General features: G+C 40.4%; 21 protein-coding genes. 4 read left to right on the forward strand and 17 right to left on the reverse strand.

Translation table 11 applies throughout. The features are described from left to right. Positions 1–54: 54 nt before the first annotated feature. From glgB to PCY17_RS00425, 8 genes are all read right to left on the reverse strand, one after another. Entirely contained in the window at positions 55–1,950 is a 1,896-nt protein-coding gene (gene glgB / locus PCY17_RS00390) for a 1,4-alpha-glucan branching protein GlgB (RefSeq protein ID WP_001064529.1), read from the reverse strand. A 272-nt stretch (positions 1,951–2,222) separates the two neighbouring features. Beyond that, entirely contained in the window at positions 2,223–3,647 is a 1,425-nt protein-coding gene (locus tag PCY17_RS00395) for an NADP-dependent glyceraldehyde-3-phosphate dehydrogenase (protein WP_084944546.1), read from the reverse strand. A 197-nt stretch (positions 3,648–3,844) separates the two neighbouring features. Beyond that, the gene (gene pulA / locus PCY17_RS00400; RefSeq protein ID WP_084944547.1) at positions 3,845–6,130 is read right to left on the reverse strand and encodes a type I pullulanase; all 2,286 of its coding nucleotides are present in this window, start codon (positions 6,128–6,130) and stop codon (positions 3,845–3,847) included. Positions 6,131–6,279: 149 nt separating this feature from the next. Then, positions 6,280–8,238 carry an NAD-dependent DNA ligase LigA gene (gene ligA / locus PCY17_RS00405; RefSeq protein WP_301390619.1) on the reverse strand — a complete coding sequence of 653 codons (1,959 nt, stop codon included), beginning with the start codon at positions 8,236–8,238 and terminating at the stop codon, positions 6,280–6,282. Between the two features lie 89 nt (positions 8,239–8,327). Then, positions 8,328–9,506 (reverse strand): MFS transporter, encoded by a 1,179-nt coding sequence (locus tag PCY17_RS00410; RefSeq protein WP_301390620.1) that lies wholly within the window; start codon positions 9,504–9,506, stop codon positions 8,328–8,330. Between the two features lie 80 nt (positions 9,507–9,586). Further along, positions 9,587–10,450 carry an XRE/MutR family transcriptional regulator gene (locus PCY17_RS00415; RefSeq protein WP_049520338.1) on the reverse strand — a complete coding sequence of 288 codons (864 nt, stop codon included), beginning with the start codon at positions 10,448–10,450 and terminating at the stop codon, positions 9,587–9,589. A gap of 3 nt (positions 10,451–10,453) precedes the next feature. After that, positions 10,454–12,355 (reverse strand): ATP-binding cassette domain-containing protein, encoded by a 1,902-nt coding sequence (locus tag PCY17_RS00420; RefSeq protein ID WP_049520339.1) that lies wholly within the window; start codon positions 12,353–12,355, stop codon positions 10,454–10,456. Positions 12,356–12,433: 78 nt separating this feature from the next. Next, entirely contained in the window at positions 12,434–13,588 is a 1,155-nt protein-coding gene (locus PCY17_RS00425) for a DUF4352 domain-containing protein (protein ID WP_049520340.1), read from the reverse strand. 410 nt (positions 13,589–13,998) lie between these two features. On the opposite strand from PCY17_RS00425, the gene PCY17_RS00430 reads away from it, so the two are divergent. Together PCY17_RS00430 and PCY17_RS00435 are read left to right on the forward strand one after the other, a co-directional pair. Beyond that, entirely contained in the window at positions 13,999–15,717 is a 1,719-nt protein-coding gene (locus PCY17_RS00430; protein WP_049520341.1) for a phospho-sugar mutase, read from the forward strand. A 111-nt stretch (positions 15,718–15,828) separates the two neighbouring features. Continuing rightward, positions 15,829–16,176 carry a thiol reductase thioredoxin gene (locus tag PCY17_RS00435; RefSeq protein WP_049520342.1) on the forward strand — a complete coding sequence of 116 codons (348 nt, stop codon included), beginning with the start codon at positions 15,829–15,831 and terminating at the stop codon, positions 16,174–16,176. A 37-nt stretch (positions 16,177–16,213) separates the two neighbouring features. Here PCY17_RS00435 and PCY17_RS00440 read toward each other — a convergent pair whose 3' ends face one another. The 9 genes from PCY17_RS00440 to PCY17_RS00480 all read right to left on the reverse strand — a co-directional run bounded on the left by PCY17_RS00440 (position 16,214) and on the right by PCY17_RS00480 (position 24,636). Continuing rightward, entirely contained in the window at positions 16,214–16,987 is a 774-nt protein-coding gene (locus tag PCY17_RS00440; protein WP_049520343.1) for a potassium channel family protein, read from the reverse strand. An 86-nt stretch (positions 16,988–17,073) separates the two neighbouring features. Beyond that, a complete protein-coding gene (locus tag PCY17_RS00445; protein WP_038806131.1) occupies positions 17,074–17,883 on the reverse strand; it encodes an MBL fold metallo-hydrolase in 810 nt (269 codons plus the stop codon). Position 17,884: 1 nt separating this feature from the next. After that, positions 17,885–19,234 (reverse strand): cell wall metabolism sensor histidine kinase VicK, encoded by a 1,350-nt coding sequence (gene vicK, locus PCY17_RS00450; RefSeq protein ID WP_049520344.1) that lies wholly within the window; start codon positions 19,232–19,234, stop codon positions 17,885–17,887. After that, a complete protein-coding gene (gene yycF / locus PCY17_RS00455) occupies positions 19,227–19,934 on the reverse strand; it encodes a response regulator YycF (protein WP_000722058.1) in 708 nt (235 codons plus the stop codon). The genes vicK and yycF overlap by 8 nt, the downstream gene beginning before the upstream one ends. A 56-nt stretch (positions 19,935–19,990) precedes the next feature. Then, the gene (gene mutY, locus PCY17_RS00460; protein ID WP_301390621.1) at positions 19,991–21,169 is read right to left on the reverse strand and encodes an A/G-specific adenine glycosylase; all 1,179 of its coding nucleotides are present in this window, start codon (positions 21,167–21,169) and stop codon (positions 19,991–19,993) included. An 82-nt stretch (positions 21,170–21,251) separates the two neighbouring features. Then, positions 21,252–22,226 carry a phosphate acetyltransferase gene (gene pta / locus PCY17_RS00465; RefSeq protein WP_049518760.1) on the reverse strand — a complete coding sequence of 325 codons (975 nt, stop codon included), beginning with the start codon at positions 22,224–22,226 and terminating at the stop codon, positions 21,252–21,254. Between the two features lie 43 nt (positions 22,227–22,269). Next, the gene (locus PCY17_RS00470; RefSeq protein WP_084944550.1) at positions 22,270–23,166 is read right to left on the reverse strand and encodes an RluA family pseudouridine synthase; all 897 of its coding nucleotides are present in this window, start codon (positions 23,164–23,166) and stop codon (positions 22,270–22,272) included. Then, a complete protein-coding gene (locus PCY17_RS00475; RefSeq protein ID WP_000799063.1) occupies positions 23,163–23,981 on the reverse strand; it encodes an NAD kinase in 819 nt (272 codons plus the stop codon). The genes PCY17_RS00470 and PCY17_RS00475 overlap by 4 nt, the downstream gene beginning before the upstream one ends. Then, complete coding sequence (locus PCY17_RS00480) at positions 23,965–24,636, reverse strand: GTP pyrophosphokinase family protein (RefSeq protein WP_007516769.1); 672 nt, start codon at positions 24,634–24,636, stop codon at positions 23,965–23,967. Before PCY17_RS00480 ends, PCY17_RS00475 begins: the two co-directional genes overlap by 17 nt. A 128-nt stretch (positions 24,637–24,764) precedes the next feature. Between PCY17_RS00480 and PCY17_RS00485 the strand changes: the two genes are divergently transcribed. Then, entirely contained in the window at positions 24,765–25,334 is a 570-nt protein-coding gene (locus PCY17_RS00485) for a CYTH domain-containing protein (protein ID WP_000681306.1), read from the forward strand. A gap of 111 nt (positions 25,335–25,445) precedes the next feature. Continuing rightward, positions 25,446–26,405, forward strand: a complete 960-nt coding sequence (locus PCY17_RS00490; RefSeq protein ID WP_001283843.1) for a ribose-phosphate diphosphokinase — start codon at positions 25,446–25,448, stop codon at positions 26,403–26,405. Positions 26,406–26,407: the final 2 nt, after the last annotated feature.

Consider the following 26,407-nt stretch of genomic DNA (forward strand, 5'->3'; position numbering starts at 1 on the left):
TCCAATATAAGTACATCATTTTTTAAAATCTAAAAAATTGTAATCAACAGCTCATTATTCTTTTTTCTTAGCTGGTTTCAAACGACGCTTGATCTTCCAGATACTTGCTCCCATGGCAGGCAAGGTAAAGGTCAAAGTCTGCTCATAATCTTTCCATAAGCCTTCTTGAGTCTGAACTGTTTGATTGTGCTCTTTCCACACACCTCCCCATTCTTCTAATTCTGTATTCCAAACTTCTTCGTAAATACCTGCAACAGGTAAACCAATCGTAAAGTCCTTACGTTCAACTGGTGCCATGTTAAAGACACAGACTAACATTTCGTCCTTCTTGCCCTTACGAATAAAGGAAAGGACACTCTGATCTCTATTATCAGCATCGATAATCTCTATACCGTCATAACTAGTATCAATTTCCCACAGACAGCGATGGTCTTTATAGAATTGATTCAGTTGTGAAGTGAAATGCTTCATCTTGGCATTCATCGGATCTTCTAGATTAGACCACTCCAACTGCTCCTCAGACTTCCACTCGAGGAATTGCCCGTACTCACTACCCATGAACAAGAGTTTCTTACCTGGATGACAAATTTGATAGGTGTAAAGATTGCGCAAACCAGCGAACTGATTGTAGCGATCTCCCCACATCTTATGCATCATACTCTTCTTACCATGAACTACCTCATCATGTGAGAAAGGTAGGAGATAGTTTTCATTGAAAACATACATAAAGCTGAAAGTCACAAGATTAAAGTCATACTTGCGATAAATCGGATCTTCCTCGTAGAAACGGAGAATATCGTTCATCCAGCCCATATTCCATTTATAGTCAAAGCCAAGACCACCCATTTCTTTCATGCCAGTAATCTTTGTCGCTGATGAACTTTCTTCTGCAATCATCATGATATCTGGATGAGCTAACTTAATCACTGTGTTCAACCGTTGAAGGAAATAATAACCCTCATAGTTAAGGTTTCCACCGTCTTTGTTTGGAGTCCAAGGAGCATTATCATAATCTAGATACAGCATATTGCTCACTGCATCGACCCGAATACCATCTAAGTGGTAAAAATCAATCCAAAATTTAATACTTGAAATCAAGAAAGACTGGACCTCGTTTTTCCCGAGGTCAAAATTCAGCGCACCCCATCCGTAGTTGTGAGCCTTGTTGTGGTCTTGGTATTCAAAAGTTGGTGTTCCATCATAATATGCCAACGCATCATCATTAATAGTGAAATGGCCTGGCACCCAGTCTACGATAACACCGATGTTATTTATATGACATTCTTCAACGAAATCTTGGAACTCCTCAGGTGTACCATAGGAATGTTCAAAAGCAAAGTAGCCCATAAGCTGATAGCCCCAGCTCAATCCAAGTGGATGAGCCATTAAAGGCATGAACTCAATATGTGTATAGTTCATCTCAACCAAGTATGGAATCAACTCGTCCTTCAGTTGCGAAAAAGTATAGGGACTACCATCTGGATTTCTCTTCCAAGATCCTGCGTGGGCCTCGTATATATTAACTGGTCTCTCGAAAAATCCCAAACGTTTGCGACGTGCTAGCCAAAGGCCATCTTTCCATTTCTTTTCACGGATATTGGTCAGAACTGCTCCTGTACCCGGTCTAGCTTCAAAATAAACTGCCAAAGGATCAATCTTCATAATCTGGTGACCATTCGCACGCGTGATATGATATTTATAAATCTGACCTTCCTGGGCTTGACTTGTAAATACTTCCCAAACACCTGCTTCATTACGAACCATGGGAATCTGATTCTCAACCCAATCGGTAAAATCACCAACTAGATGAACTGCTTGTGCATTTGGGGCCCAAACCCTAAAGGTATAGCCTATTTCTCCGTTTTTCTCCTCTCTATGCGCTCCTAAATAATGCTGGAGGTGAAAGTTCTCACCTGTAGTAAAGGTTCTTAATGCTTCTTGATTATTCATTCAATCCCCTTTCTTTTGTAAGCGTTTTCTATAATTCTATTATACACTCTTTTAAGATAACTTTCAAGTAATTTACGAAGGAAATCATATTTTTTTATGAAAGCCTTCAAAAAATTACCTAGCATTTTAAAAAAGATATCCAGAAAATAGAACACGAAACAATTTCCATATATTTTTTTATTATAATACCAGAATATTCGTTTTTTATCAATTTTCTACTGTATTATTTTGAAAAAAATAAAATCAGGAAGTTATTTTCCTGATTTTATAAATTATCTCACATCAAAAACAATGGATTTAACATTTGTCATCGCTTCGATACTATATTTAATTCCTTGCACTCCTGCACCAGAACCTTTTACACCAAGGAAAGGGAAATTATCTGGTCCACGTTGTGTTTTATTATTAATATGAACGGTTCCAACTTCAAGTTTTTCAGCAATTTCAAATGCCTTCTTAAAGTCATTTGTAAAGACTGAAGATTGAAGACCGAATTCTGATTCATTAGCAATTTCTACCGCTTCATTAGCATCTGAAACTCGAATAATTGGAAGAACAGGTCCAAATGGTTCTTCCCAGGCTAATTTCATATCTCTTGTGACATAATCAAAAAGTCCTGGCCAAATGAGATTATTCTCACGTTTGATTGGGCTGAGCGCTTTGGCTCCTTTTTCCTGAGCATCTTCAATCAATCCCCAGATGAAATCAGCTGAAGCATTATCAATAACTGGCGTGATATCTGCATTGTCAAATGGATTGCCTACTGTTAGCTTAGCAACTTCAGCTTGGAGCAATTCTGCCAATCTGTCTGCTACGTTTTCCACAACCAAAACACGTTTGATGGCAGTACAACGCTGACCAGAGTAGCTAAAAGCTCCACCTACGATTTGCTTAGCTGCATTTTCTAAATCTGCATCTTCTAAGACAATTGCTGCATCTTTTCCACCAAGTTCAAGCATAATTGGGCGCATACCAGCTAAACGACCAATACGCTCCCCAATCGGTGTTGAACCTGTAAAGTTAATGAAGTTCACTTCCTTGTGTTCGATGATGTAGTCTCCGATTTCAGAACCACGTCCAGTGATGGTGTTAAAGACACCTGCTGGGATTCCTGCTTCGTCAAATGCTTTAGCCAACAAAAGACCAGAAATAGATCCTTGTGTTGGTGGTTTAAACATAACGACATTTCCTGCAATCAAAGCTGGAGCAATCTTAGATCCAGAAAGGTTGACTGGATAGTTAAATGGTGCAATAGCTAGGACGACCCCAACTGGCTCACGACGGACAACAGCTAGTTTATTTTTACTTGCAGCTTCAAAACCGCCACCTTCCATTGCTTGTCCAGTGATACGGAGACCTTCCTCAGCAGCAAAACGAATCAATTCTGCTGTACGTACTACTTCTCCAATGGCTGCTTTAATCCCTTTTGCAACCTCTTTGGCAAGAATCGTACCAATTTTTTCTTTATCACGTTCCAAAATGTCTGCTGTCTTATGCAAATAAGCTGCACGCTCAACTGGTGCTAAATCACGCCATGCTGGGAGAGCTGTACGCGCTGCTTCCATAGCCTCATCTACTTCAGCCTGACTCATAGCGGGTACTGTCCCCAGTTTTTCTTGATTGATGGGAGAATAGATGGCAATTTCATTTTCCGATGATTTCCATTTTCCATTCACTAAATTCTGATAATTTGTCAAATTCTCTTCCTCCTGAAAATGATTAAAACTTATTTTATCAAATTTTCAGAAAATTACAACCCCTTTTTGGAAAATATTGATATTTTTTTCACAAACTTGATTCTTCAAATTATTTGAAATTTATTCCTATTAGATATTGGTTTTTCAATAAAAATCAAAAAAGGTCTAGTTTTAACTAAACCTTTTTGTAGCATTTACTATGAAAGTACCTTCAAGACTGCAACGCTGATATCATCAATCACATTAGACTCTTGAGAACGACTATTTGTCACAAGCATTTCTAGATTTCCTGCATTTTCAAAGTAGAAGGAAGTTCCCTTGGCATTGAATACCACCAATAAGTTCTCTGATCCACCGTGAATTTCGTAAACAATCCACCCACTATTTTCAGCAGCTGTATGGACGAAGACATGACGATAAACTTCTTCGTATGTAGGATAAGAGAAAGCCCGCCTTTGTGTTTTTAGGCGAATAATCTGGCGAATAAAGTCAATGCTCTCTTGTCTCTCATTGATTAAATCCCAGTTGACCTGGTTGACACTATCTGGAGCATTGTAACTATTCATGGCCCGTTCTCTATCTGCCGGAGTCAGCTCACCATTTTCTCCTGTAGCAAGGAGTTTGGTGCGACCAAATTCTTGCCCCAGCTCTATAAAGGACATCCCTTGCATAAGAATGCTCATCGCTGTTGCTGTCTCGACCTGACGCATAATCTTATCTGAACTGTGATCTGGGTGAAGGGTTGCTAACAAATCATGCAAGTTGTAATTATCATGGGCTTCCACGTAGTTAAGAACTTGGTTTGGACTAAGATATGAACCCAACTCTCGGCTACCAAGAATAGCTTTGGCTACAATCGGTTCTGTAGCTGCACCGCTAACAAATCCTGCCTTGATTGAGCCGTAAACTTCTCCTCCTTTGATGGCATCACGCTGATCATCATTGAAGAATCCAATATTTGGCATCTGGTAGGCATTGTCCTTCTTGGCCTTGTCATAAGGTGCAAGACCGGTCCCCATATCCCAACCTTCTCCATAGGTGATAATACGTGGATCAACTTCATCCAGTGCCCAACGAATTGCCTGCATGGTTTTGATATCGTGAATTCCCATCAAGTCGAAACGGAAACCGTCAATATTGTATTCTTTTACCCAATAAAGGAGTGAGTCAATCATATACTTGCGGTACATTTCGTGTTCGCTTGCGGTTTCATTTCCAACACCTGTGCCGTTTTGGAAGGTTCCATCTGGATTCATACGATAGTAATAATCAGGAACAGTTGTTTGGAAAGGTGCATCGACCGTTGAAAAGGTATGGTTGTAAACGACATCCATAATGACACCGATTCCCGCATCATGATATGCTTGAATCATGGTTTTAAGGTCTCGAATAACCTGTCCAGGATCATCTAAATTGCTAGAGAAACTTGGTTCAGGAGCATTGTAGTTTTGAGGGTCATAACCCCAGTTATAGGTTACATTCCCGTCCTCGTCATATTCCTTATGGCGATCAAAGATTGGTTGGAGTTGAACATAATTACAGCCGAGTTCTTTGATATAATCAAAGGCTGTTGCTTGACCATACTGGTTAACCGTTCCAGTCTGGGCAGCCCCAAGGAAGGTTCCACGGAGATGCTCTGCCACTCCAGATGTCGGTGATTTTGTAAAATCACGAATATGCATTTCACAGATAACTGCTTTACATGGATTTTCCAAACGCCAAGGAGCGTCTGTCCCATGTTTAACTTCGAATCCTTCTACCTGTCTATCTTGCTGAGAGAGAATGACGGAACGTTTCCCGTCAGGACTTGTAGCGATAGTGTAAGGATCTCGTGTCAAAGTCTGGTGGTGTGGAAACTCAATCTGATACTGGTAAGCTTTACCTGCAAGATTTTCATCCAGGTCTACACTCCAAACACCAATGGTATTGTACTTATGACTGTATGAATAGCTATTCCCACGCTCAAGATTAAAGGTTTTCCAAATCGGCGCGTCGTTACTTGTATTTTCATAAACGACCACTTGAACTGCTGTAGCTGTTGGAGCCCAGAGTTTAAAGCTTGTCTGGTAGTCAGAGATACTATAACCCAACTCTCCTTGGTATCCCCAATGGTGATCAAAACTTTCACTGTGAAAGGCTTTATCAAAAGCAAACGGGTTTCGATCTTTATAGTAAGGACTTGCAATGGCTGGATTTTCAGAATAATAAACCGTCTCATCACCATCCAAAATCCAAACCTCAGTCAACAGTGGATAATGGTTAAACCGTAGGAGATAGTCCTTTGTCTTTCCATCGATTTCGACAGAAAAGCTCAGAGTATCGAGCCTTTCTGCACTTATAACTGTAAAGGAGAATTTAGCTCCAAAATAGTCATTTTCATAATACAAATTTTCTTTAACATCTGCCTGTTTTCTACTGAATGAACAAGCATCATAATCCCCATTCTTTCGGTGAAAATGGATGACTACTGGGTATCTATACATTTCTTTTCCTAATTCCTAATTTCAATTTTTAAGTCATGCTGAAGAATTTAACGGGAATTTCAGCACAATAGAGAATAGCTTTAATAGATATAAAAACACATCAGGAGAGATAGTTCCAGACTATCTGACATCTATTTTTCAACTATTCTTTACAAACTTTCTAGCCAGGCCTCATCTCGAACTTCGATACCAAGTTCTTGTGCTTTTTGGAGCTTGCTTCCTGCATCTGCTCCTGCTACGACAAGATTCGTTTTCTTAGATACACTGCCTGTGACTTTGGCACCTAGACTTTCGAGTTTATTTTTGGCTTCAGAACGTGTGAGACGTTCCAATTTACCAGTTAATACAATTGTCAAACCTGACAAGGCCGCATCTGCCACTACTGTCTGTCCTTTGTAGTCCAGATTGACTCCAGATTCTTTCAACTCGTCTAAGAGAATCTTTGATCCTTCTGTAGCAAAATAAGTTTGAAGACTTTGAGCAATCACACTACCCAAACTTTCAATACTTGCTACTTCCTCAGGATCAGCTTGGGCTAGATTTTCAATAGAGTGGAAATGTTGGAGCAAGAGCTGACTAGCCTTGCTTCCGACATGGCGAATTCCCAGACCAAACAAGAGCTTTTCAGCAGAGTTTTCCTTGGATGCTTGAATGGCCTGATATAGTTTAGAAGCAGACTTTTCCTTGACGCCTTCTAAAAGAAGGAAATCGTTTTCTTTCAAACGGTAAATATCTGCCACATCCTTAACCAGATTAGCAGCAAAAAGCTTTTCGACGATAGATGGACCAAGACCCGTAATATTCATGGCGTCTCGAGAAGCAAAGTGAATCAAGCCTTCCATGATTTGAGCAGGACAGCGTGGATTGATACAACGAAGAGCCACTTCATCTTCAAAGTGAAGCAACTGGCTATCACAACTTGGACAATTAGTCGGAATATCTAGTTTTTCTTCAGAAACACGCTTGGACTCTACCACACGCAGAACAGCAGGGATGATATCTCCAGCCTTATAAACGATTACCGTATCATCTTTTCGGATATCCTTTTCAGCGATATAATCTACATTATGCAAGGTTGCACGGCTAACAGTTGTCCCAGCAAGCTGAACAGGTGTTAGATTGGCAGTCGGAGTCACAACACCCGTACGACCTACTGTCCAGTCAACTGAAAGGAGCTGGGCTTCTTTTTCTTCAGCGGGAAATTTATAGGCGATTGCCCACTTAGGCGCTTTAACGGTAAAGCCAAGCTCTTCTTGACCTGCTAGGTCGTTAACCTTGATGACCACCCCATCGATATCGTAAGGCAGTTTCTCCCGTTCTTGTCCTACTTCTTGGATAAAATCCCATACCTCATCTATACTTTCAGCCAATATTCGTTTAGGATTAACTACAAAACCAAGCTGTTCAAGATGCTCCAAGACTTTTTCTTGACTATCACGAGTAGAAGGGCTGGCTTCTTGGTAGAGGAAAGTCGCAAGATTACGCTTGGCCACTACTGCTGTATCCAACTGACGCAAAGTGCCTGCTGCCGCGTTACGAGGATTGGCAAATTCAGGGTCCCCATTTTCTTGGCGGGCTTGGTTGACTTGATCAAACGAAGCGCGTGGCATGTAACACTCTCCACGAACAGTGATATCAAGTTCTTCTGGCAAGGTCAAAGGAATATCCTTGACACGCTTGAGGTTCTCTGTGATATTTTCACCAACAGAACCATCCCCACGTGTCGCACCGACTACCAAAATTCCCTTTTCATAAGTTAGCGAGATGGACAAACCATCGATTTTCAGCTCGCAAATATAGGTCGGTTGGGGCAATTCCTTTCGAACACGCGCATCAAAAGCTTCTAACTCTTCACGTGAAAAAGCATCCTGCAAACTATAAAGAGGATACTGATGACTGTATTTTTCAAAACCGTCTAAAACCTTACCACCAACACGATGGGTCGGACTGTCCGCTAAAACTTGATCTGGATAGGCAGCTTCCAATTCGACCAACTCTCGGTAGAGGCGATCATACTCGCTATCTGAAACCGAGGGATTGTCACTCGTATAGTACTCGGTCGCATAACGATTAAGTAAGGCAACTAACTCATTCATTCTTTCATTCATATTCCCATTTTACCATAAAGCAAGCCCTCCTCACAATAGAGAAGGACTGAAAAATGGTTTGTAGTGTAATATTTTCTTAAAAAAAGAAATTATAACTCTTTTTTAAAATGACTTCGCACATAAACGAGGGATAAACAAGACAAGACGATGACACCGCTTCCAATTATCAGAAAAGAAGAGAGATGGACACTTGGTAGCACCGTCATAAAGCCTTTTGCAATCGGCATAAATAGGATGGCTAAGGTAAAAATGGTGCTTAGTACTCTTCCCAAGTATTCCCCCTCAACCTTTGTTTGCACCTGAGTAAAAAAGTGAATATTAAATATCGTCATAAACAGTTCACAAACTAAATTTCCAGAAAAGGAAAGAAAAGTTGGCAATGGTAACCCCATCATAAAAACCCCAACTCCAGTCAAGGCCAATAGAATCAAAAGATTATAAACACCTGCCTTTATTTTGCTAGCTAGAAGAGCTCCGATAATCGAACCAATAGCGCCCATAGTTAAAATAGTTGCATAAGCTCCTTCTACCCCGTATAGTCGATTTGAAAAAGGGAGGAGAAATTCAAAAGCTGCAAAAAAGAAATTAACACTGGAAGCTACTAACAAGAGGAAAAAGATCTCTTTCTGGTGCCAGATATAGCCAAGTCCTTCCTTCATATCAGCAAAAATATTTTTCCAGCTGAAAGTCTTTTTCTCTTGTAACTGAGTCTCTTTTTGGGGGAGAAAAGCTACTAAGGTAAATGCGATGAAAAAGCTAATGGCATCTAAAACAAGCGTCATATGGAGACTGGCAAATTGTAAAACGATGAAAGAAAGTACAGGGGAGCTAACGCCTACAACCTGCAAAACGAGCTCTAAGCGAGCATTATAGGTCACAATCTCTTCTTTTTTTACAACTTCAGTTATAATGGCTTTGTTGGCTGTACGAGAAAATGCAAAGGCAACCGCCTGAACAATATTGGCAAAAATCAAGGCAGCAATCATCAAGCTATCATTTCTGATGAAAGAAATAGCTAAACAGAGAATACCACAAACCAGGTCTGTCGTCATCAAAATTTTGCGACGCGAAAAGCGGTTTGAAATCACTCCGCCAAAGGGATTGACCAGAATCGATGTAACTAACTCGGAAATTTGATAAATCCCAAGAACAGTCTGTCCTATCGTTCCCATTGATGCCAACCAAACACTGTTTCCATAATCATAGAGCATATTTCCTATCTTATTAATCGCACCACGACTAATCAACTGGATTGCATGTCGATTCATATAAAAAGCTCCTCTCAAATTTTGAAACTATTGTATCAAAACTGAAAGGAGTCTCTTTATTTTTCCCTTATTTGGGAAATTTAAGGATTTACAAATTTTTCATAATGTTCCTGATAGTAAGCCACTTGCTCTGGAAGTCCAAGCACAGCAAAAATATGCATGGCTTCCTGCATCTGACTACAACCTTCTGCTTTCAAGTCTCTCTGGTAGAGGGCGAAACCTTTGAGATAATGGAAGAGATTGCGCTCATAAAGCTTGATACCATTTCCAATTAACTTCTCCACATAGCCCTCAAAATAGTCCGCATCCGCAAAGGAACGGTTCTCCAAACAATGCTGGTAACAGTTAAGAGCTAGAATTAAAACGAGTTTTCGATGCCGACCAATTTCTTTGTAGTAGTCTTCTCGCTCCATGACTTCTCTGCCAATCCGAGCCACATAGTCCACACTGTAGAAAGTATAGAGATTCCCGAAAAGAATCAACTCATACATGGTCCATTCTTCTGTTTGGAAAAGATAATCCGCCACCTTATCCAGATCACTCTGTTCCATACTGTAACTAGTATCTCTTTGACAAATCAGGCCTTGTAGCAGAATCCAATTCAGCTCAAAATAGAGGGGATTGGTCGAACTCTTTGCTTTCTCAAGCTGTTCCTTTTGAAGCTTTTGAAACCCTGCAATATCATTTGAGTAGTAAAGCGGAATAATCTGTGCCATCAAGGCAACATGTTCATGATTTTGAAAATCCCTAGCCTTGTCCATGAAATTTTCAATAGTCACGTGAATATTATCCAAAATCTCAAAGAAACGGGAAACTGCTAGATCAGACTCCCCAAGCTCAAAGCGAGATAATTGAGAGGTCGAACATGATTCACCTGCCGCCTCTTTTAAGGAGTACTTCCCACTTGTTCGAAATTCACGAAATACCTTTCCAAGATGTTCCATTTCTTACACCTGCTCTGATAATTCTTCCCACTCAAGCAAAGCCTCTTCCTGACGATGGCTAATTTTGTCCAGTTCAGTCTGCAATTCCATGAGCTTTTCAGCATCGTTGGTTTCCAGCATTTTTTCAGAAATGGCTTGGCTTTGAGTTTCTAACTCTTCGATTTCAGCCTCTAAACTCTCGATTTGTCGCATGAGCTTACGGGCTTCTTTCTGACTTTCTTTCTGAGCCTGGTAGTCATTGACTGGGCTCGGTTCTTTTGCTTGATTGCTAGTTGAAGCTTCTTCTGTCTGAATCGCTTCTACTTCTGCTTTCTTCTCAACATAGTAGTCATAATCTCCAAGGTAGAGGGTCGAACCATTCTCAGACAGTTCCAAAATATGAGTAGCTACACGGTTAATAAAGTACCGGTCGTGGCTGACGAAAAGAAGGGTTCCATCAAAGTCAATCAGGGCATTTTCCAACACTTCCTTGCTATCAATATCCAAGTGGTTGGTCGGCTCGTCAAGAATCAAGAAATTGTTGTTTTCCATAGACAGTTTAGCAAGCAACAAACGAGCGCGTTCACCACCTGACAACATTCCGACTGACTTTTTAACATCATCTCCTGAGAAAAGGAATGCACCTAGACGATTGCGGATTTCAACCTCTGATGTTAATTTAAAGTCATTCCAAAGTTCATCTAGGACACTATTGCTTGGTGTTAGCTTGCTTTGAGTCTGATCATAATAACCAACCTCGACATTTGCTCCAAAACGCTTCTCTCCTTTGATAAAGGGAATCTGATCCACAATAGACTTGATAAAGGTTGACTTCCCAATGCCGTTTGGTCCAACGATGGCAACAGCATTCATTTTACGAAGGTCAAGATTGATAGGTTCTGACAATATTTCCCCATCATAGCCAATAGCAGCATTTTCAACTGTCAAAACGACGTTTCCTGATGTTTTTTCAGACTGGAAAGTCATATTGGCTGATTTCTTGCCAACTTCAGGCTTGTCCAAACGCTCCATTTTTTCCAGTTGCTTGCGGCGAGATTGGGCACGCTTGGTCGTTGAAGCTCGGACTAGATTGCGATTGACAAAGTCTTCCAGAGCAGCGATTTCCTTCTGCTGCTTTTCATAGTTTTTTGCCTCAGTAGCTAGCTTTTGCTCCTTTAACTCAACAAAACGAGAGTAATTGCCTACATAACGATCCAAGGAATGCTTGGTCAAATCCAGTGTAACCGTCGCAACCTTGTCCAAAAAGTAACGGTCGTGACTGACAATAATGAGGGCACCGCTATAGTTTACCAAGTAATTCTCTAACCAGGCAATGGTTTCAATATCCAAGTGGTTGGTAGGCTCGTCCAAGACCAAGAGTTTTGGCTTTTCAAGGAGCATTTTAGCCAGTGCAAGACGAGTATTTTGACCACCTGAAAGCTCAGCAATTTTCATCTGCCACATAGACTCGTCAAACTTGAAACCATTCAAGATAGCGCGGATATCAGCTTCGTAGGTAAAGCCACCAGCCTGACGGAAATTCTCTGATAAACGATCATAATCCGCCATCAGTTTATCTAGATCTTCACCAGACTTTTCACCCATCTCTAATTCCATTTGACGCAGTTGTGTCTCTGCCCGACGCAAGTCATCAAAGACGTGAAGCATTTCATTATAAATGGTATTTTCAGACTCAAAACGACTATCTTGGGCTAGGTAAGACAGAGAAATATCTTTTTTCTTATTGATTTCTCCACTAGTTGGCTCCTCTTCTCCAACCAAAATCTTTAAAAGAGTAGACTTACCTGCACCATTTTTCCCAACAAGAGCAATTCGGTCTCGTTCATCTACTTGCAGATTGATATGTTCAAAGAGAACCTCACCAGCAAAAGAGCGTTCAATTTTATTAGCTTGTAAAATAATCATATCTCTATTTTACTATCTTTTTCTCTTTTACACAATTGCAATGAAAAAAGTTCGAGTGGTATACCCGAACCTTTCATCTTAGTATCCAATGCCTCCACGGAATGTGCGAGCCATATCTTTTAAGTCATAGTTTTTAGAAGAGGTATCGATGGTCCATTTTCCATCTTTCTTGGTCATTTTAATTTCATAACCCTCTTTCTTCATGTTATCACTAGTGTCTAGTGGAGTTGAATCAAATTGACTTGGTGCATTTTCTAAAATGTACTTCTCACCAGCTTTCATAGCTTCTGAGTAGTTGCTATATTTACCTTTGTTTTCTTCGTAGAATTTACGGCTCAATTCATAAACATTCAAATTATCCAAGTCGATTGTCTCTGGTCGAACATAAACAACAGCATAATCTGGCAAGTATGTCTTCACCTTGTAATCAACTTTTGCTCTCTTAGCATTTGCTTTGATGTAAGCATCTGCGAATGTTCTAAGTTCTGAATCAGAAGGTTTGTAGTTATAGAAACCTTTTCCGAATGACTCTGTAAATTTCTTGATAAACTCTTCTTTATCAGCTTTCGCATCGTTTGTGAATTCAGCACTATTATCAGAAGATTTTTTATCATCAGCAAGTGCTACAACTTGCGACTTATTGTCAGTAGCACTTAGGTTCGTTCCACCACCAGAGCTTTCCCCATTAAGGTAAACAGCATCGACATATTTTTTCATTACATCTTTTGCTTCATCAATATTGTCTTCATACTGACTTGGATCCACCTTGATGGCTACATCGTTATTCTTTTTAGAATTCTCTTTGATGTCATCATAAAAGCTAGGTGCGAAGTGGAGTTCATACTTAGCATTCTTGTCGACTTCATACACTACATAACCAGCAACACTCTTTCCTTTAGAAAGACTGTCACCATATGACATAAATTTCGTTTTACTGTCGCTTTCGTAGATTTGAATTGGTTGTAATTTTTCATCTTTTTCATTATAAAGCGTAATATCTTGGCTAGTAAAACTAAACTGTTTATCACGATTGTTCTTGATTTCGACTTGAAGTGCAAGGTAGCTTGAAGATGAATCTTCATCTTTAGGCAATACAAACATACCATCTTTCACAGAAACTTCAAAGTTTGAGTTCGAGGCAGTACCATTGTCGCTTGCTTTTTTTTGAGCTCCACAGGCAACAAGTGCTAAAGCTGACAAAAGCAAAGCAGAATGCTTAAGAATTTTTTTCATAATGGATTCTCCTTTAATGATTTACTATATTTTACCATACGCAGAATAAAAATCAAAACAGAAACCAGATATTTTCAAAATATCTTAAATTTATAGAGTTTTACATTAAATTTTTCTATATGTTCGTTTGAGACATTAAAGGATTCTTTATAAAAAGAATAGAATATAACAATATTTTTGATTTTTTTCTTCAACAAACCTACAAAATGAATTATAAACTTTCATGTTATAAAGTATCTAATAATTAATTTTCATCCCTAACTTAGTATAAGTAAGCACAGTCCCCACCATTTTCCCGCTAAAGTGCAAAAATTAATTTCCTACATTTTAAGTTATGCTAACGTTTTACTAAAATGTCAAATCGTGATATAATGAAAGCGATTAAAGCAAATAAACAAAGGAGACACTCTATGACTTACCAAGAAAATTATCAAAAATGGGTCGATTTTGCTGACCTTCCAGACTACCTTCGCCAAGATTTGGAAAATATGGACGAAAAAACTAAGGAAGATGCCTTTTATACCAATCTTGAATTTGGTACTGCTGGTATGCGTGGTTTGATCGGTGCTGGTACAAACCGCATCAACATCTACGTTGTTCGTCAAGCTACCGAAGGTTTGGCTCGTTTGATTGAATCAAAAGGTGGAAATGAAAAAGAACGTGGTGTGGCAATTGCCTACGATAGCCGTCACTTCTCACCTGAGTTTGCCTTTGAATCTGCGGCAGTTCTTGCTAAACACGGTATCAAATCTTACGTATTTGAAAGCCTCCGTCCAACTCCAGAACTCTCATTCGCTGTTCGTCACCTCAACTGTTTTGCAGGTATCATGATTACTGCTAGCCATAACCCTGCTCCATTTAACGGTTACAAGGTTTATGGAGAAGACGGTGGACAAATGCCTCCACATGATGCAGATGCTTTGACAACTTACATTCGTGCAATCGAAAATCCATTCGCTGTGGAAGTTGCTGATGTCGAAGCAGAAAAAGCTTCTGGTTTGATTGAAGTCATTGGCGAAGCTGTCGATGTTGAATATCTTAAAGAAGTTAAGGACGTAAACATCAACCCAACATTGATTGAAGAATTCGGTAAAGACATGAAGATTGTCTACACACCACTTCATGGTACGGGTGAAATGTTGGCTCGTCGTGCTCTTGCCCAAGCAGGATTTGACTCAGTTCAAGTCGTTGAAGCGCAAGCAACAGCTGACCCTGACTTCTCAACTGTTAAGTCTCCAAACCCAGAAAGCCAGGCAGCCTTTGCCCTTGCTGAAGAACTTGGTCGTCAAGTTGGTGCAGACGTTCTTGTCGCGACTGACCCTGACGCTGACCGTGTTGGTGTTGAAGTTCTTCAAAAAGATGGCAGCTACCTCAACCTCTCAGGTAACCAAATCGGTGCTATCATGGCTAAATACATCTTGGAAGCCCACAAAAACGCTGGAACTCTTCCTGAAAATGCAGCCCTCTGCAAATCAATCGTATCAACTGACTTGGTAACGAAGATTGCTGAGAGCTACGGCGCAACTATGTTCAACGTCTTGACTGGTTTCAAATTTATCGCTGAAAAGATTCAAGAATTCGAAGAAAAGCACAACCACACCTACATGATGGGATTTGAAGAAAGCTTCGGTTACTTGATCAAACCGTTCGTGCGTGATAAAGACGCTATCCAAGCTGTTCTTGTCGTTGCTGAACTTGCTGCCTACTACCGTTCACGTGGTTTGACACTTGCAGACGGTATCGAAGAAATCTACAAAGAATACGGATACTACGCTGAAAAGACCATCTCTGTGACCCTTTCTGGTGTTGATGGTGCAGAACAAATCAAGGAAATCATGGCTAAGTTCCGTAACAATGCTCCAAAAGAATGGAACGCAACAGCTATCACTGTCGTAGAAGACTTCAAGGCTCAAACTGCTACTGCTGCTGATGGTACTGTTACAAACTTGACAACTCCTCCAAGTGATGTATTGAAATATACACTTGCTGACGGTTCATGGATTGCTGTTCGCCCTTCTGGTACTGAACCAAAAATCAAATTCTACATTGCCGTTGTGGGTGAAAGTAATGAAGATTCACAAGCTATGATTGCCAACATCGAAGCAGAAATCAATGCTTTTGTTAAATAAGAAATTATAAAAGATGAGACCAACCAATCTCATCTTTTTTTCGTATCAAATCTAAGCATTTTTAGAAACTTTATGGCATACTAGACTTATCAATGAAAGCGAGGTAATCTCATGGAACAATTTTTAGAAAACATCAAAGACCTTGAAGTCACTACAGTTGCGCGTGCACAAGAAACACTCGATAATAAAGAAACAGCAACCTTCTTTATTGGCCGTAAAACTTGCCCTTACTGCCGTAAATTTGCAGGCACATTGGCAGGTGTCGTAGATGAAACCAAAGCCCACATCTACTTCATCAACAGTGAAGAACCAAGCCAACTCAATAAGTTACAAGAATTCCGTTCACGCTATGGAATTCCAACCGTACCAGGATTTGTTCACATTGCAGATGGCCAAATCAATGTCCGTTGCGACTCTTCCATGTCAGCACAAGAAATCAAGGAATTTGCTGGATTGTAAAAAAACCACTCGTCGAGTGGTTTTTGTATGGTCTAAATTACTTTTTTTCAAGCAAGTCTTGTATCATTCTATGCAGTTCTTCTATCTTCTCAGATTGTTTCTCTAGTAATATTCTTTGAGTTATTAATTCGTCTTGGAGTTTATCAAATTTTATCTGATCATCCGGATTATCCTTTACAAAAAAGTTTGTCAAAGCACTCGTTAACATCCCTATTGTGCCAATACCAACAAGCATTAGTAAAACAGCTAACCACTTCCCAAAAATCGACGCAGGAACAATATCTCCATAACCAACAGTCGTTACAGTCACAAGCGCCCACCAAAGACTATCTGAGAATGATTTTTCTTCAACAACAGATAAAATTGAACTACCTACCAGTACAATAAAGGAATTGAGATATAAAATATAAAGTAAGCCATTTGTTCGTAAGAGTTTTCCAACCTTCTTTTCCAACTTGCCAGTCAATCCAACGACTCTTAAAAGACGAGTTAGTTTCAGTAATTTTGTCAGCCTTGCTAAGCGGAAGATACGCCCTAATCGAAATACTGTAAAAATAGCATTCAAAGGAAGGATAGCTAGCAAGTCGAAGATATTTTCAAGTATAAATCTCCATTTTTCTTTACTTGAAAAGAACCGCCAACCATAATCTATCACAAAAACAAACCAAATTAGTAAATCAATAATACTGTAGGGTGGATTATCCAAATCAATCATCTCAGCAAATCCAAGCAAGACAAGGACAACTGATATCAATGCAAGTATGATAATCGTTGTGTCATAGTAATCCTTTAATAGCCATTTTCTCTTCACACTGCTACTCCTTTAGTTTTTTTAATCATTATACCACACTAAATTCCTGATAAAACACAGAATAAAAGAAGGCACTCGCCTTCTTTTTATATATCTGTCAATGGTGTTGCGGTATCTGGTGAAGTGTCGTAAACCTTAAAGTCAACTCCGACTCCCAGATCAGCTTGGGCTAGCTGATTGACCATGGTCATATGAGCCAGCTCCTTGATATTGTTCTCTTTGGACAAGTGGCCAAGGTAGATTTTCTTGGTTCGATTTCCCATAGCACGAATCATGGCCTCAGCTCCGTCTTCGTTAGAAAGGTGACCGAGATCAGATAGGATACGCTGCTTGAGTCGCCAAGCATAAGATCCAGCTCGTAAGATTTCCACGTCGTGGTTGGATTCGATGAGGTAACCGTCAGCATTCTCAACAATTCCTGCCATACGGTCACTAACATAACCTGTATCGGTCAGCATAACGAAGCTCTTGTCGTCTTTCATAAATCGGTAAAACTGTGGTGCTGCCGCATCATGGCTCACACCAAAACTCTCAATGTCGATATCACCAAAGGTTTTGGTTTTGCCCATTTCAAAGATATGCTTCTGCGAAGAGTCCACCTTGCCGAGGTACTTACTATTCTCCATAGCCTGCCAAGTCTTTTCATTGGCGTAAAGATCCATGCCATATTTACGAGCCAAGACACCGACCCCATGGATATGGTCTGAATGCTCATGCGTAATCAAAATCGCATCCAGATCTTCAGGTTTGCGATTGATTTCAGCTAGCAAGCTGGTAATCTTCTTACCAGACAAGCCTGCATCCACTAGGATTTTCTTTTTTGGGGTTTCCAGATAAAAGGAATTTCCACTGGAACCTGATGCTAAAATACTGTATTTAAAGCCTATTTCACTCATTCTAGTCTTCTATTTCGTCCTCCCATATTTCTTCTTTTACGGCATCCTTATCATAAGGGAGCACAATGGTAAAGGTCGATCCCTTACCGTATTCACTTTTTGCCCAAATAAAGCCATTGTGTTGTTTGATGATTTCTTTTGCGATAGCCAGACCTAGACCAGTTCCACCTTGAGCCCGACTTCTTGCACGATCCACACGGTAGAATCGGTCAAAAATCTTCGGCAAATCTTGCTTTGGAATACCTAGACCTTGGTCTTTGATGGATAAAATCATCTGGTCATCTGTGGTCTTCATGCTGACAGTAATTTTGCCACCATCTGGTGAGTACTTGATGGCATTGTTAAGAATATTATCAATCACCTGAGTCATCTTATCGGTATCAATCTCGATCCAAACTGAATTAATAGGGTAATCTCTGACAAGCTCATATTTTTTCTCGTCATCCTGACTTCTCATCTTATCAAATCGGTTGAGAATAAAGGTGATGAATGCAGTAAAATTAATCAATTCCACATCTAGCTGACTTGTCGCATTATCAATACGAGAGAGATGTAAGAGATCTGTCACCATCCGCATCATACGGTTGGTTTCATCGAGTGAAACCTTGATAAAATCAGGAGCAACAGGATCATAAAGAGCTCCCTCGTCCAAGGCTTCAAGATAAGATTTAACACTGGTCAAAGGAGTTCGCAACTCGTGACTCACGTTCGAAACAAAGAGTCTTCGCTCACGCTCTTCCTTCTCCTGCTCAGTTGTATCATGTAAAACGGCAACCAAACCAGAGATGAAACCTGACTCACGACGAACCAGAGCAAAACGTACACGAAGGCTTAGGTATTCCCCATTTACATCCTGGGAGTCAATCGTCAACTCAGGAATCTGTGTAATCAGGTCACGCAGCTCATACTCATCTTCTATCTTAAGCAATTCGAGGATGCTTTTATTCAGAACATCTTCTTTCTGCACACCGAGCTGTTTCTTGGCCATATCGTTGATCATGGTAATCTGGCCACGGCGATTGGTCGCAAGAACGCCATCTGTCATGTAAGAAAGAATACTGTTCAATCGTTTACTCTCTTGTTCCAGATTTTCTTGGGTCAAACGAATAACTTCTGATAAATCGTTCAGATTATTGGTGATATTGGTGATTTCTGTACTTCCTTGCAAGTCCAAAACTTGAGAATAATCACCTGCAATCAAGTCCTTAACCTTTTGATTTATCTCCTTTAGACGGATATTATCCCGACGATTTTCCAGTAACAGCAAGGTCACCACCAAGATAAAACCAAGTAAAATCAAGATAAAGATAAAATCGCTGTTCAGAATAGTTTGTCTAATATCTTCAATCATTATTTCTCATATAGTATCCAACACCACGACGTGTGAGAATGTACTCTGGGCGACTTGGTGTATCTTCGATTTTTTCACGCAAGCGTCTAATGGTCACGTCCACCGTACGAACATCACCAAAATAGTCATAACCCCATACAGTCTCAAGCAAGTGTTCACGTGTAATCACTTGTCCAATATGAGAAGCCAAGTGATACAAGAGTTCAAACTCACGGTGGGTTAAATCTAACTCCTCACCATATTTCTTAGCCACGTAAGCATCTGGAACGATTTCCAAATCACCAATTTGTAAAGGTTGCGTCTTCTTCTCGTCAGACTCTTGGCTATCCACAGAAACCAAGTCTGTACGACGAAGCAGAGCCTTGACACGAGCCTGCAACTCACGGTTTGAGAAAGGTTTTGTAACATAATCATCTGCACCTAACTCTAAACCAATAACCTTGTCAAACTCGCTATCCTTAGCTGAGAGCATGATAATCGGCACGCTACTAGTCTTACGAATAGCTTTAGCAACTTCTAAACCATCAATTTCAGGTAGCATCAAGTCGAGAATAATAATATCTGGTTGCTCTGCTTCAAATAGCTCGATTGCCTCACGACCATTGAAGGCTGTAACAACTTCATAACCTTCCTTGGCCATATTAAACTTAATAATATCTGAGATTGGTTTCTCATCATCTACAATTAATATTTTTTTCATTTTATCACCTTTTCTCTATCTATTATAACAAAAAAATGCAAAGAAGGCACAAATGGCTACTGTAGGCCTTTATCTTCAAAAGTTGTTTTATAAGCCTGCCAAATTTTTTGTTGAGGTTTCGCAAGTGGATAGTCAGAAAACTCCTGAGGAGAAACCCAACGAATTTCTCTGTCCGAAAACTGTTTTGTTTCTGTCACCTGACCAGCTAGGATTTTAATGTGCCATTTCCGATGACTAAATACATGCTTGACCTGGTCAAATACTTGATGGGACCAATTCACTTCTAAATCATAATCTTGCTCAAAGTTTTCTTGAGGGCTTGGTCCAAATGCTCTGCTTTCCTCTTTGACTTGCGAAAAGTGATCTAGCTGATCGTCATCACTTGAGAAATCATCAACTTCAATCAATGGGAAGTGCCAAAAACCGGCTAGTAGTTTCTCGCTTTCGTTTTTCTCTAGTAAATATTGCCCACGGTCATTGCGTACAACTAAGGCCTTGAGATAAATTGGCAGAGGCTTTTTCTTGGGTTCTTTAATCGGATAAAGACCCATGGTGCCATTCTGATAGGCTGCGCTAAAGTCCTTAACAGGGCTTTCTTCTGGTCGAGGATTAACTGGAGCCTCTATGTCAGAACCTAAATCCATCAGAGCTTGGTTAAAGTCACCTGGTCGTTTCGGGTCAATCAAGATTTCCATCATTGCCTGAAAAATTTTGCGATTGCTGGGAACTCCGATATCATGATTAACCTCAAACAAGCGTGCCAAAACCCGCATGACATTGCCATCAACCGCTGGCTCAGGCAAATTAAAAGCGATACTGGAAATAGCTCCCGCAGTGTAAGGGCCAATCCCTTTCAGGCAAGATATTCCTTCATAGGTATTTGGAAATTGCCCCCCAAAGTCAGTCATAATCTGCTGAGCTGCAGCCTGCATATTGCGCACTCGAGAATAATAGCCTAATCCCTCCCAAGCCTTCAACAAACGCTCTTCAGGAGCATTGGCCAGACTTTCAACTGTTGGAAACCAGTCCAAGAATCGTTCGTAATATGGAATAACTGTATCCACCCTGGTCTGCTGCAGCATGATTTCAGATACCCAGATGTGATAAGGATTTTTACTTCTCCGCCAAGGTAGTTCTCGCTTGTTTTCATCATACCAATTAAGGAGTTTCTCACGAAAAGAAATGATCTTCTCCTCTGGCCACATGACGATATCGTATTCTTTCAAATCTAACATATGTCTAGTATAACATAGAAGCTTCTAACTGTCCTTTTCTCAGTACTAAAAAGCCTCTTCCCATGGGAAAGAGGACTAAATCTTATTGATGAACTGCTTGAGCTGCTGTGATAAGGGTCAACTTGTACACATCATCTGCATTACATCCACGAGAAAGGTCGTTAACTGGTTTGTTCAATCCTTGCAAAACAGGTCCGACAGCCGCAAAACCACCGAGACGTTCTGCCATCTTGTACCCAATATTTCCTGCTTCGATACCTGGGAAGACAAAGACATTTGCTTGACCAGCTACATTACTTCCTGGAGCTTTAAGAGCTGCAGTTTCAGGAACAAAGGCAGCGTCAAATTGCAATTCACCATCAATCTCAAGGTCAGGGCGCAAGTCGTGAGCAATTTTTGTAGCTTCCACTACCTTATCAACACTTTCACCAAATCCTGAACCTTTAGTAGAATAGCTTAGCATAGCAATTTTAGGTTCAATACCAAACATCTTAGCTGTAATTGCTGAGTTGATGGCAATTTCAGCCAAGGCTTCTGCATCTGGATTGATGTTAATGGCACAGTCACCAAATAGGTAACGTTCCGTACCACGTACCATGAGGAAGGCACCTGAAGTACGAGTTACATTTGGACGAGTTTTGATAATTTGAAGGGCTGGGCGAACTGTTGAGGCAGTTGAGTGAATCGCACCAGATACCATACCGTCAACCAAGCCCAAGTAGACTAGCATCACACCAAAGTAGTTGACATCTTCAACCAAAACTTTGCGCGCTTCTTCTTCAGTCATTTTGCCCTTACGACGCTCTACTAAGGCAGCAACCATTTCTTCGAATTGAGGATAGTGTTGGGGATCAATCACTTCATAACCATCCATGATCCCCTCGATTTCGAGATAAATTTTAATTTTTTCAGGGTTTCCAAGCAAAACAGGAATCACTTCTGTTTCTTTTACCAAGCGTTTTGTCGCTTGAAGAATACGTGGCTCTTCCCCTTCAGGGAGAACGATACGAGCATTTTTGCCAACCAGGTTGGCTTTGAGACTTTCAAAAACTTCCATGAGTTTTCTCCTTTAAGAAAATAAATTATACTCCAAATAGATTTTAAAGAGTATTAGTTGATAACTGAGTAATAAGATTGCTGAAATCATCCGGTAAGGGGCTTTCTAGTTGCAAATCTTGCTCTAGAAAAGGATGATAAAAAGATAAATAATGGCAATGCAAGGCCTGGCGCTGAATACCGTCGTCTAGGCTGCCTCCATAGAGATCGTCTCCCAACAAAGGAAAACCGATATGAGAAAAATGCACTCGTATCTGATGAGTTCGTCCAGTATGCAGACGAATATCGACTAGGTGAATATTTCCATAAGACGCTATAACTTTATAAGATGTATGGGCGTATTTCCCACCTTTGGCAACCCGTCTCGTGATAATGGAGTCCACATCACGCGCAATCGGGGCGATAATCTCCCCTTCAGGCTCCAAGACACCAGCTCCTTTAACCAAAGCAAAGTAACGTTTTTCGATAGACTTTCGTTGCAGTTGCTTGTCTAAACGTGCATGAGCGTAGCCGTGCTTGGCAAAGAGCATCAAACCAGAAGTATCTCTATCAAGCCTAGTCACGATGTGAACTTGCTGATTTTCATAGTTTTGCTTGACATAGTAGCCCTTGATAAAATTGGCAATGGTATTGGAATGATTGACACTGGGGATGGAAGCTACTCCATAAGGCTTATTCAAAACCAGAAAATGGTCATCCTCATATAAAATATCGAGTGGTCGATCAATAGCTTCAAGGCTCTCAAACCCTTCCTCTGCAGGAATGTCAATAGTTACTCTATCTCCAATATCTAAGAGATAGGTCGCATTTTGAGCTTGGCCATTGACCCGTATAGCCCCGCCTCGAAACTTAATCTTAGCCAAAAGTCCCTTGGAAACCTCATGTTTCTTGAGGAAATTTTTGACTTTGACGTGCTCATCTGCGGTAAATTCGAACCTCATTCATCCACCTCGCCGATGAAGGCATCTTTAACACGATTCCAGAAACTAGTGTGGCTTGGAGTCGCTACGAAGTGAATCTTGTGATGGTCGATTTGATACTCTATCCGTTCGATATTACGGAAGGAATAGACGCTGTTATCGACTGATATCGTATGGTAATCATTGCGTGTCGGCAAAAGTTCAATCTTATCTTTTTTGGGAATAATGATCGATGATCCCAAAGTGCGATAGACTCTATTATTAAGGCTTGCTATTTCCGTCAACTGCAAGGCTTCAATGGTAGGATGTAAGACAGCTCCACCCAAGGATTTGTTGTAGGCGGTACTTCCCGTCGGCGTTGAAACAGTCACTCCATCTCCACGAAATCGCTCGAACGGAACATGGTTAATGATGATATCCGCAACCATGGTGCGGTCTGATCGACGGATGCTGGCTTCATTTAAAGCACGGAAGATTTTCACCTCTCCATTTTCAAGCGTTACCTTAACATTCAAGACCGGATAAGAAACTTTGGCACCAGTATCTAGTAAAAGATTGGTCACCAATTGATCCAGCTCAAAATCACGATAATCTGTGTAAAATCCCAAATGCCCTGTATGAACACCTACAAATCGAACCTTGTCTAACTGATTCTCATACTTGTGAAAGGCAGACAAAAGCATCCCGTCACCACCAATGGAAATGACGATATCGGGATTGGTATCGTTCAGTATAAAATGTTGTTTCTTGAGTTTTTCCCTCAGTTCATGCAAGACCTTCTGACTCTGAGGTTTTCTATTTGCTATGAGGTCAACTCGTTTACCTGTATTCTTCATCTGTATCGTCACTATTTCCTACACCATCGTTTAATTTTCTGCTCAATGGATCAAAGAGAGCCTGCGCTTCCTGGATATCGTCACGAATCTTACCCATTTCTTCATCCAGTTGATAGGCTATTTTCGCTGTGATTTCCAGTCTTTTCCTGATTTCTTCTGGAAAATCACCCTGATACTTATAATTGAGCGAGTGTTCAATCGTAGCCCAGAAATTCATGGCTAAAGTCCGTATTTGAATTTCTGCCAAAATCGTCTTAGCTCCGTTGATCGTATCAACCGTGTACTCGACAACCACGTGATAAGAACGATAGCCCGAAGCCTTACGATGAGTGATATAATCTCGTTCCTGAACGATTCTCATATCTTGGCGTTTACGTAGAATCTCAACTACCTCTTTGACGTCATCAACAAACTGGACCATGACACGTAAACCAGCAATATCTTGCAAGTCATTTTCTAAAGTTGCATAAGTAATTCCTCGACGAGCCATTTTTTCTTTAATACTTTCAATCGGTTTTACCCGACCCGTTACAAACTCAATCGGAGAATGCTTGTTTTGCTTACGATACTGTTTGCGAATTCCCCGAAGTTTAATCTTCAATTCACCAACAGCCTGAATGTAAGGATCTAAAAATTCTTCCCATTCTATGGTCATACTTTCTCCCTTGTAATGTTTGATTGCTCTGTCGAAAATCTTTGATTTTTTCAGTACATTCGTATACAATAAATACATTGTCCATTATACCATAAATCGCTTTCAAAGATATAGAAAAGGTTGAAAAAATGAAACATTTAGAAATAGAATTGAAAACACTTCTGAAAAAAGAGGAATATGATCATCTAAAAAAACAGTTTTCCCATATCCAACCCGTTCTTCAGAAGAACTACTACATTGACACACCAGATTTCCAATTGCGTGAAAAGAAGGTTGCCATGCGCATTCGCACTTTTGCAGATTGGGCGGAATTGACCTTAAAAGTGCCTCAAACTGTAGGAAATATGGAATACAACCAGAAACTAACTCTTCCAGAAGCTGAATCGTACCTAGAAAAACCAAAACTACCTCAGGGTCTCGTTCTAGAGAAGCTCTCTAAGATTGGCATCGAAAGCCATGACTGGCTTGTTCTAGGTTGCCTTTCCACCCTTCGTTATGAAATGAAAACTGAGATTGGCTTAATGGCCTTAGATGAAAGTCAATACTTTGACCAGACGGACTATGAACTCGAACTTGAAGTCACCGACCATGAAAAAGGGAAAGAAGATTTTCAGAGATTTTTAGATGAAAATCAGATAACCTATCAGAAAGCTCCTTCAAAATTAATTCGTTTTATTAAAAGCATGAAAAAAAGCTGAAATAATCTCCTTTTTTTGGTAAAATAGAAAAGATAAAAATAAAAGAATCTGGCTTTGAAAAACAAAACTTTCTCAAAGAAGATTCACAAAGTTTACAGAGGACGGTCTATAATGTCAGATAGAAACAACATGAAACTTTTCACCCTAAACTCTAACCATGAAATCGCTCAAAAGATTGCGGATACAGTTGGTGTACCTCTCGGGAAATTATCCTCTCGACAATTTTCTGACGGCGAAATCCAGGTCAACATTGAAGAAAGTGTCCGTGGTTACGACGTCTACATCATCCAGTCAACCAGCTACCCTGTTAGCAACCACTTGATGGAGTTGTTGATCATGGTTGACGCTTGTGTACGTGCAAGTGCTCATAGTATCAACGTTGTCCTCCCTTACTTTGGTTATGCGCGTCAGGATCGTATCGCTTCTTCTCGCGAACCCCTCACTGCAAAACTAGTTGCCAATATGCTTGTCAAAGCTGGTGTAAGCCGTGTTCTAACGCTGGACCTCCACGCTGTTCAGGTCCAAGGTTTCTTTGATATTCCTGTAGATAATCTTTATACTGTTCCTCTATTTGCTAAGCACTACTGTGATAAAGGACTTCTTGGCTCTGATGTTGTTGTTGTCAGTCCAAAGAACTCTGGTGTTAAACGTGCACGTAGTTTGGCTGAATACCTTGATGCTCCTATCGCTATCATTGACTACGCCCAAGACGATTCTGATCGTAACGAAGGCTATATCATTGGGGATGTTGAAGGCAAGAAGGCTATCTTGATTGACGATATCCTAAATACTGGTCGTACTTTCTCTGAAGCAGCCAAAATCGTTGAACGTGAAGGCGCAACTGAGATTTATGCAGTATCTAGTCACGGTTTATTTGTTGAAGGGGCAGCAGATCTTCTTGATGCTACAAACATCAAGGAAATCCTTGTGACAGACTCCGTAGCGACCAAAGAAAGAACTCCAGAAAATGTATGTTACATTACTGCTAGCGAATTAATCGGAGATGCTATCGTCCGCATCCATGAAAGAAAACCAGTCAGCCCACTCTTTGCTTACAACAAAAAGAAATAAGG

Source organism: Streptococcus sp. SO2 (assembly GCF_030440025.1).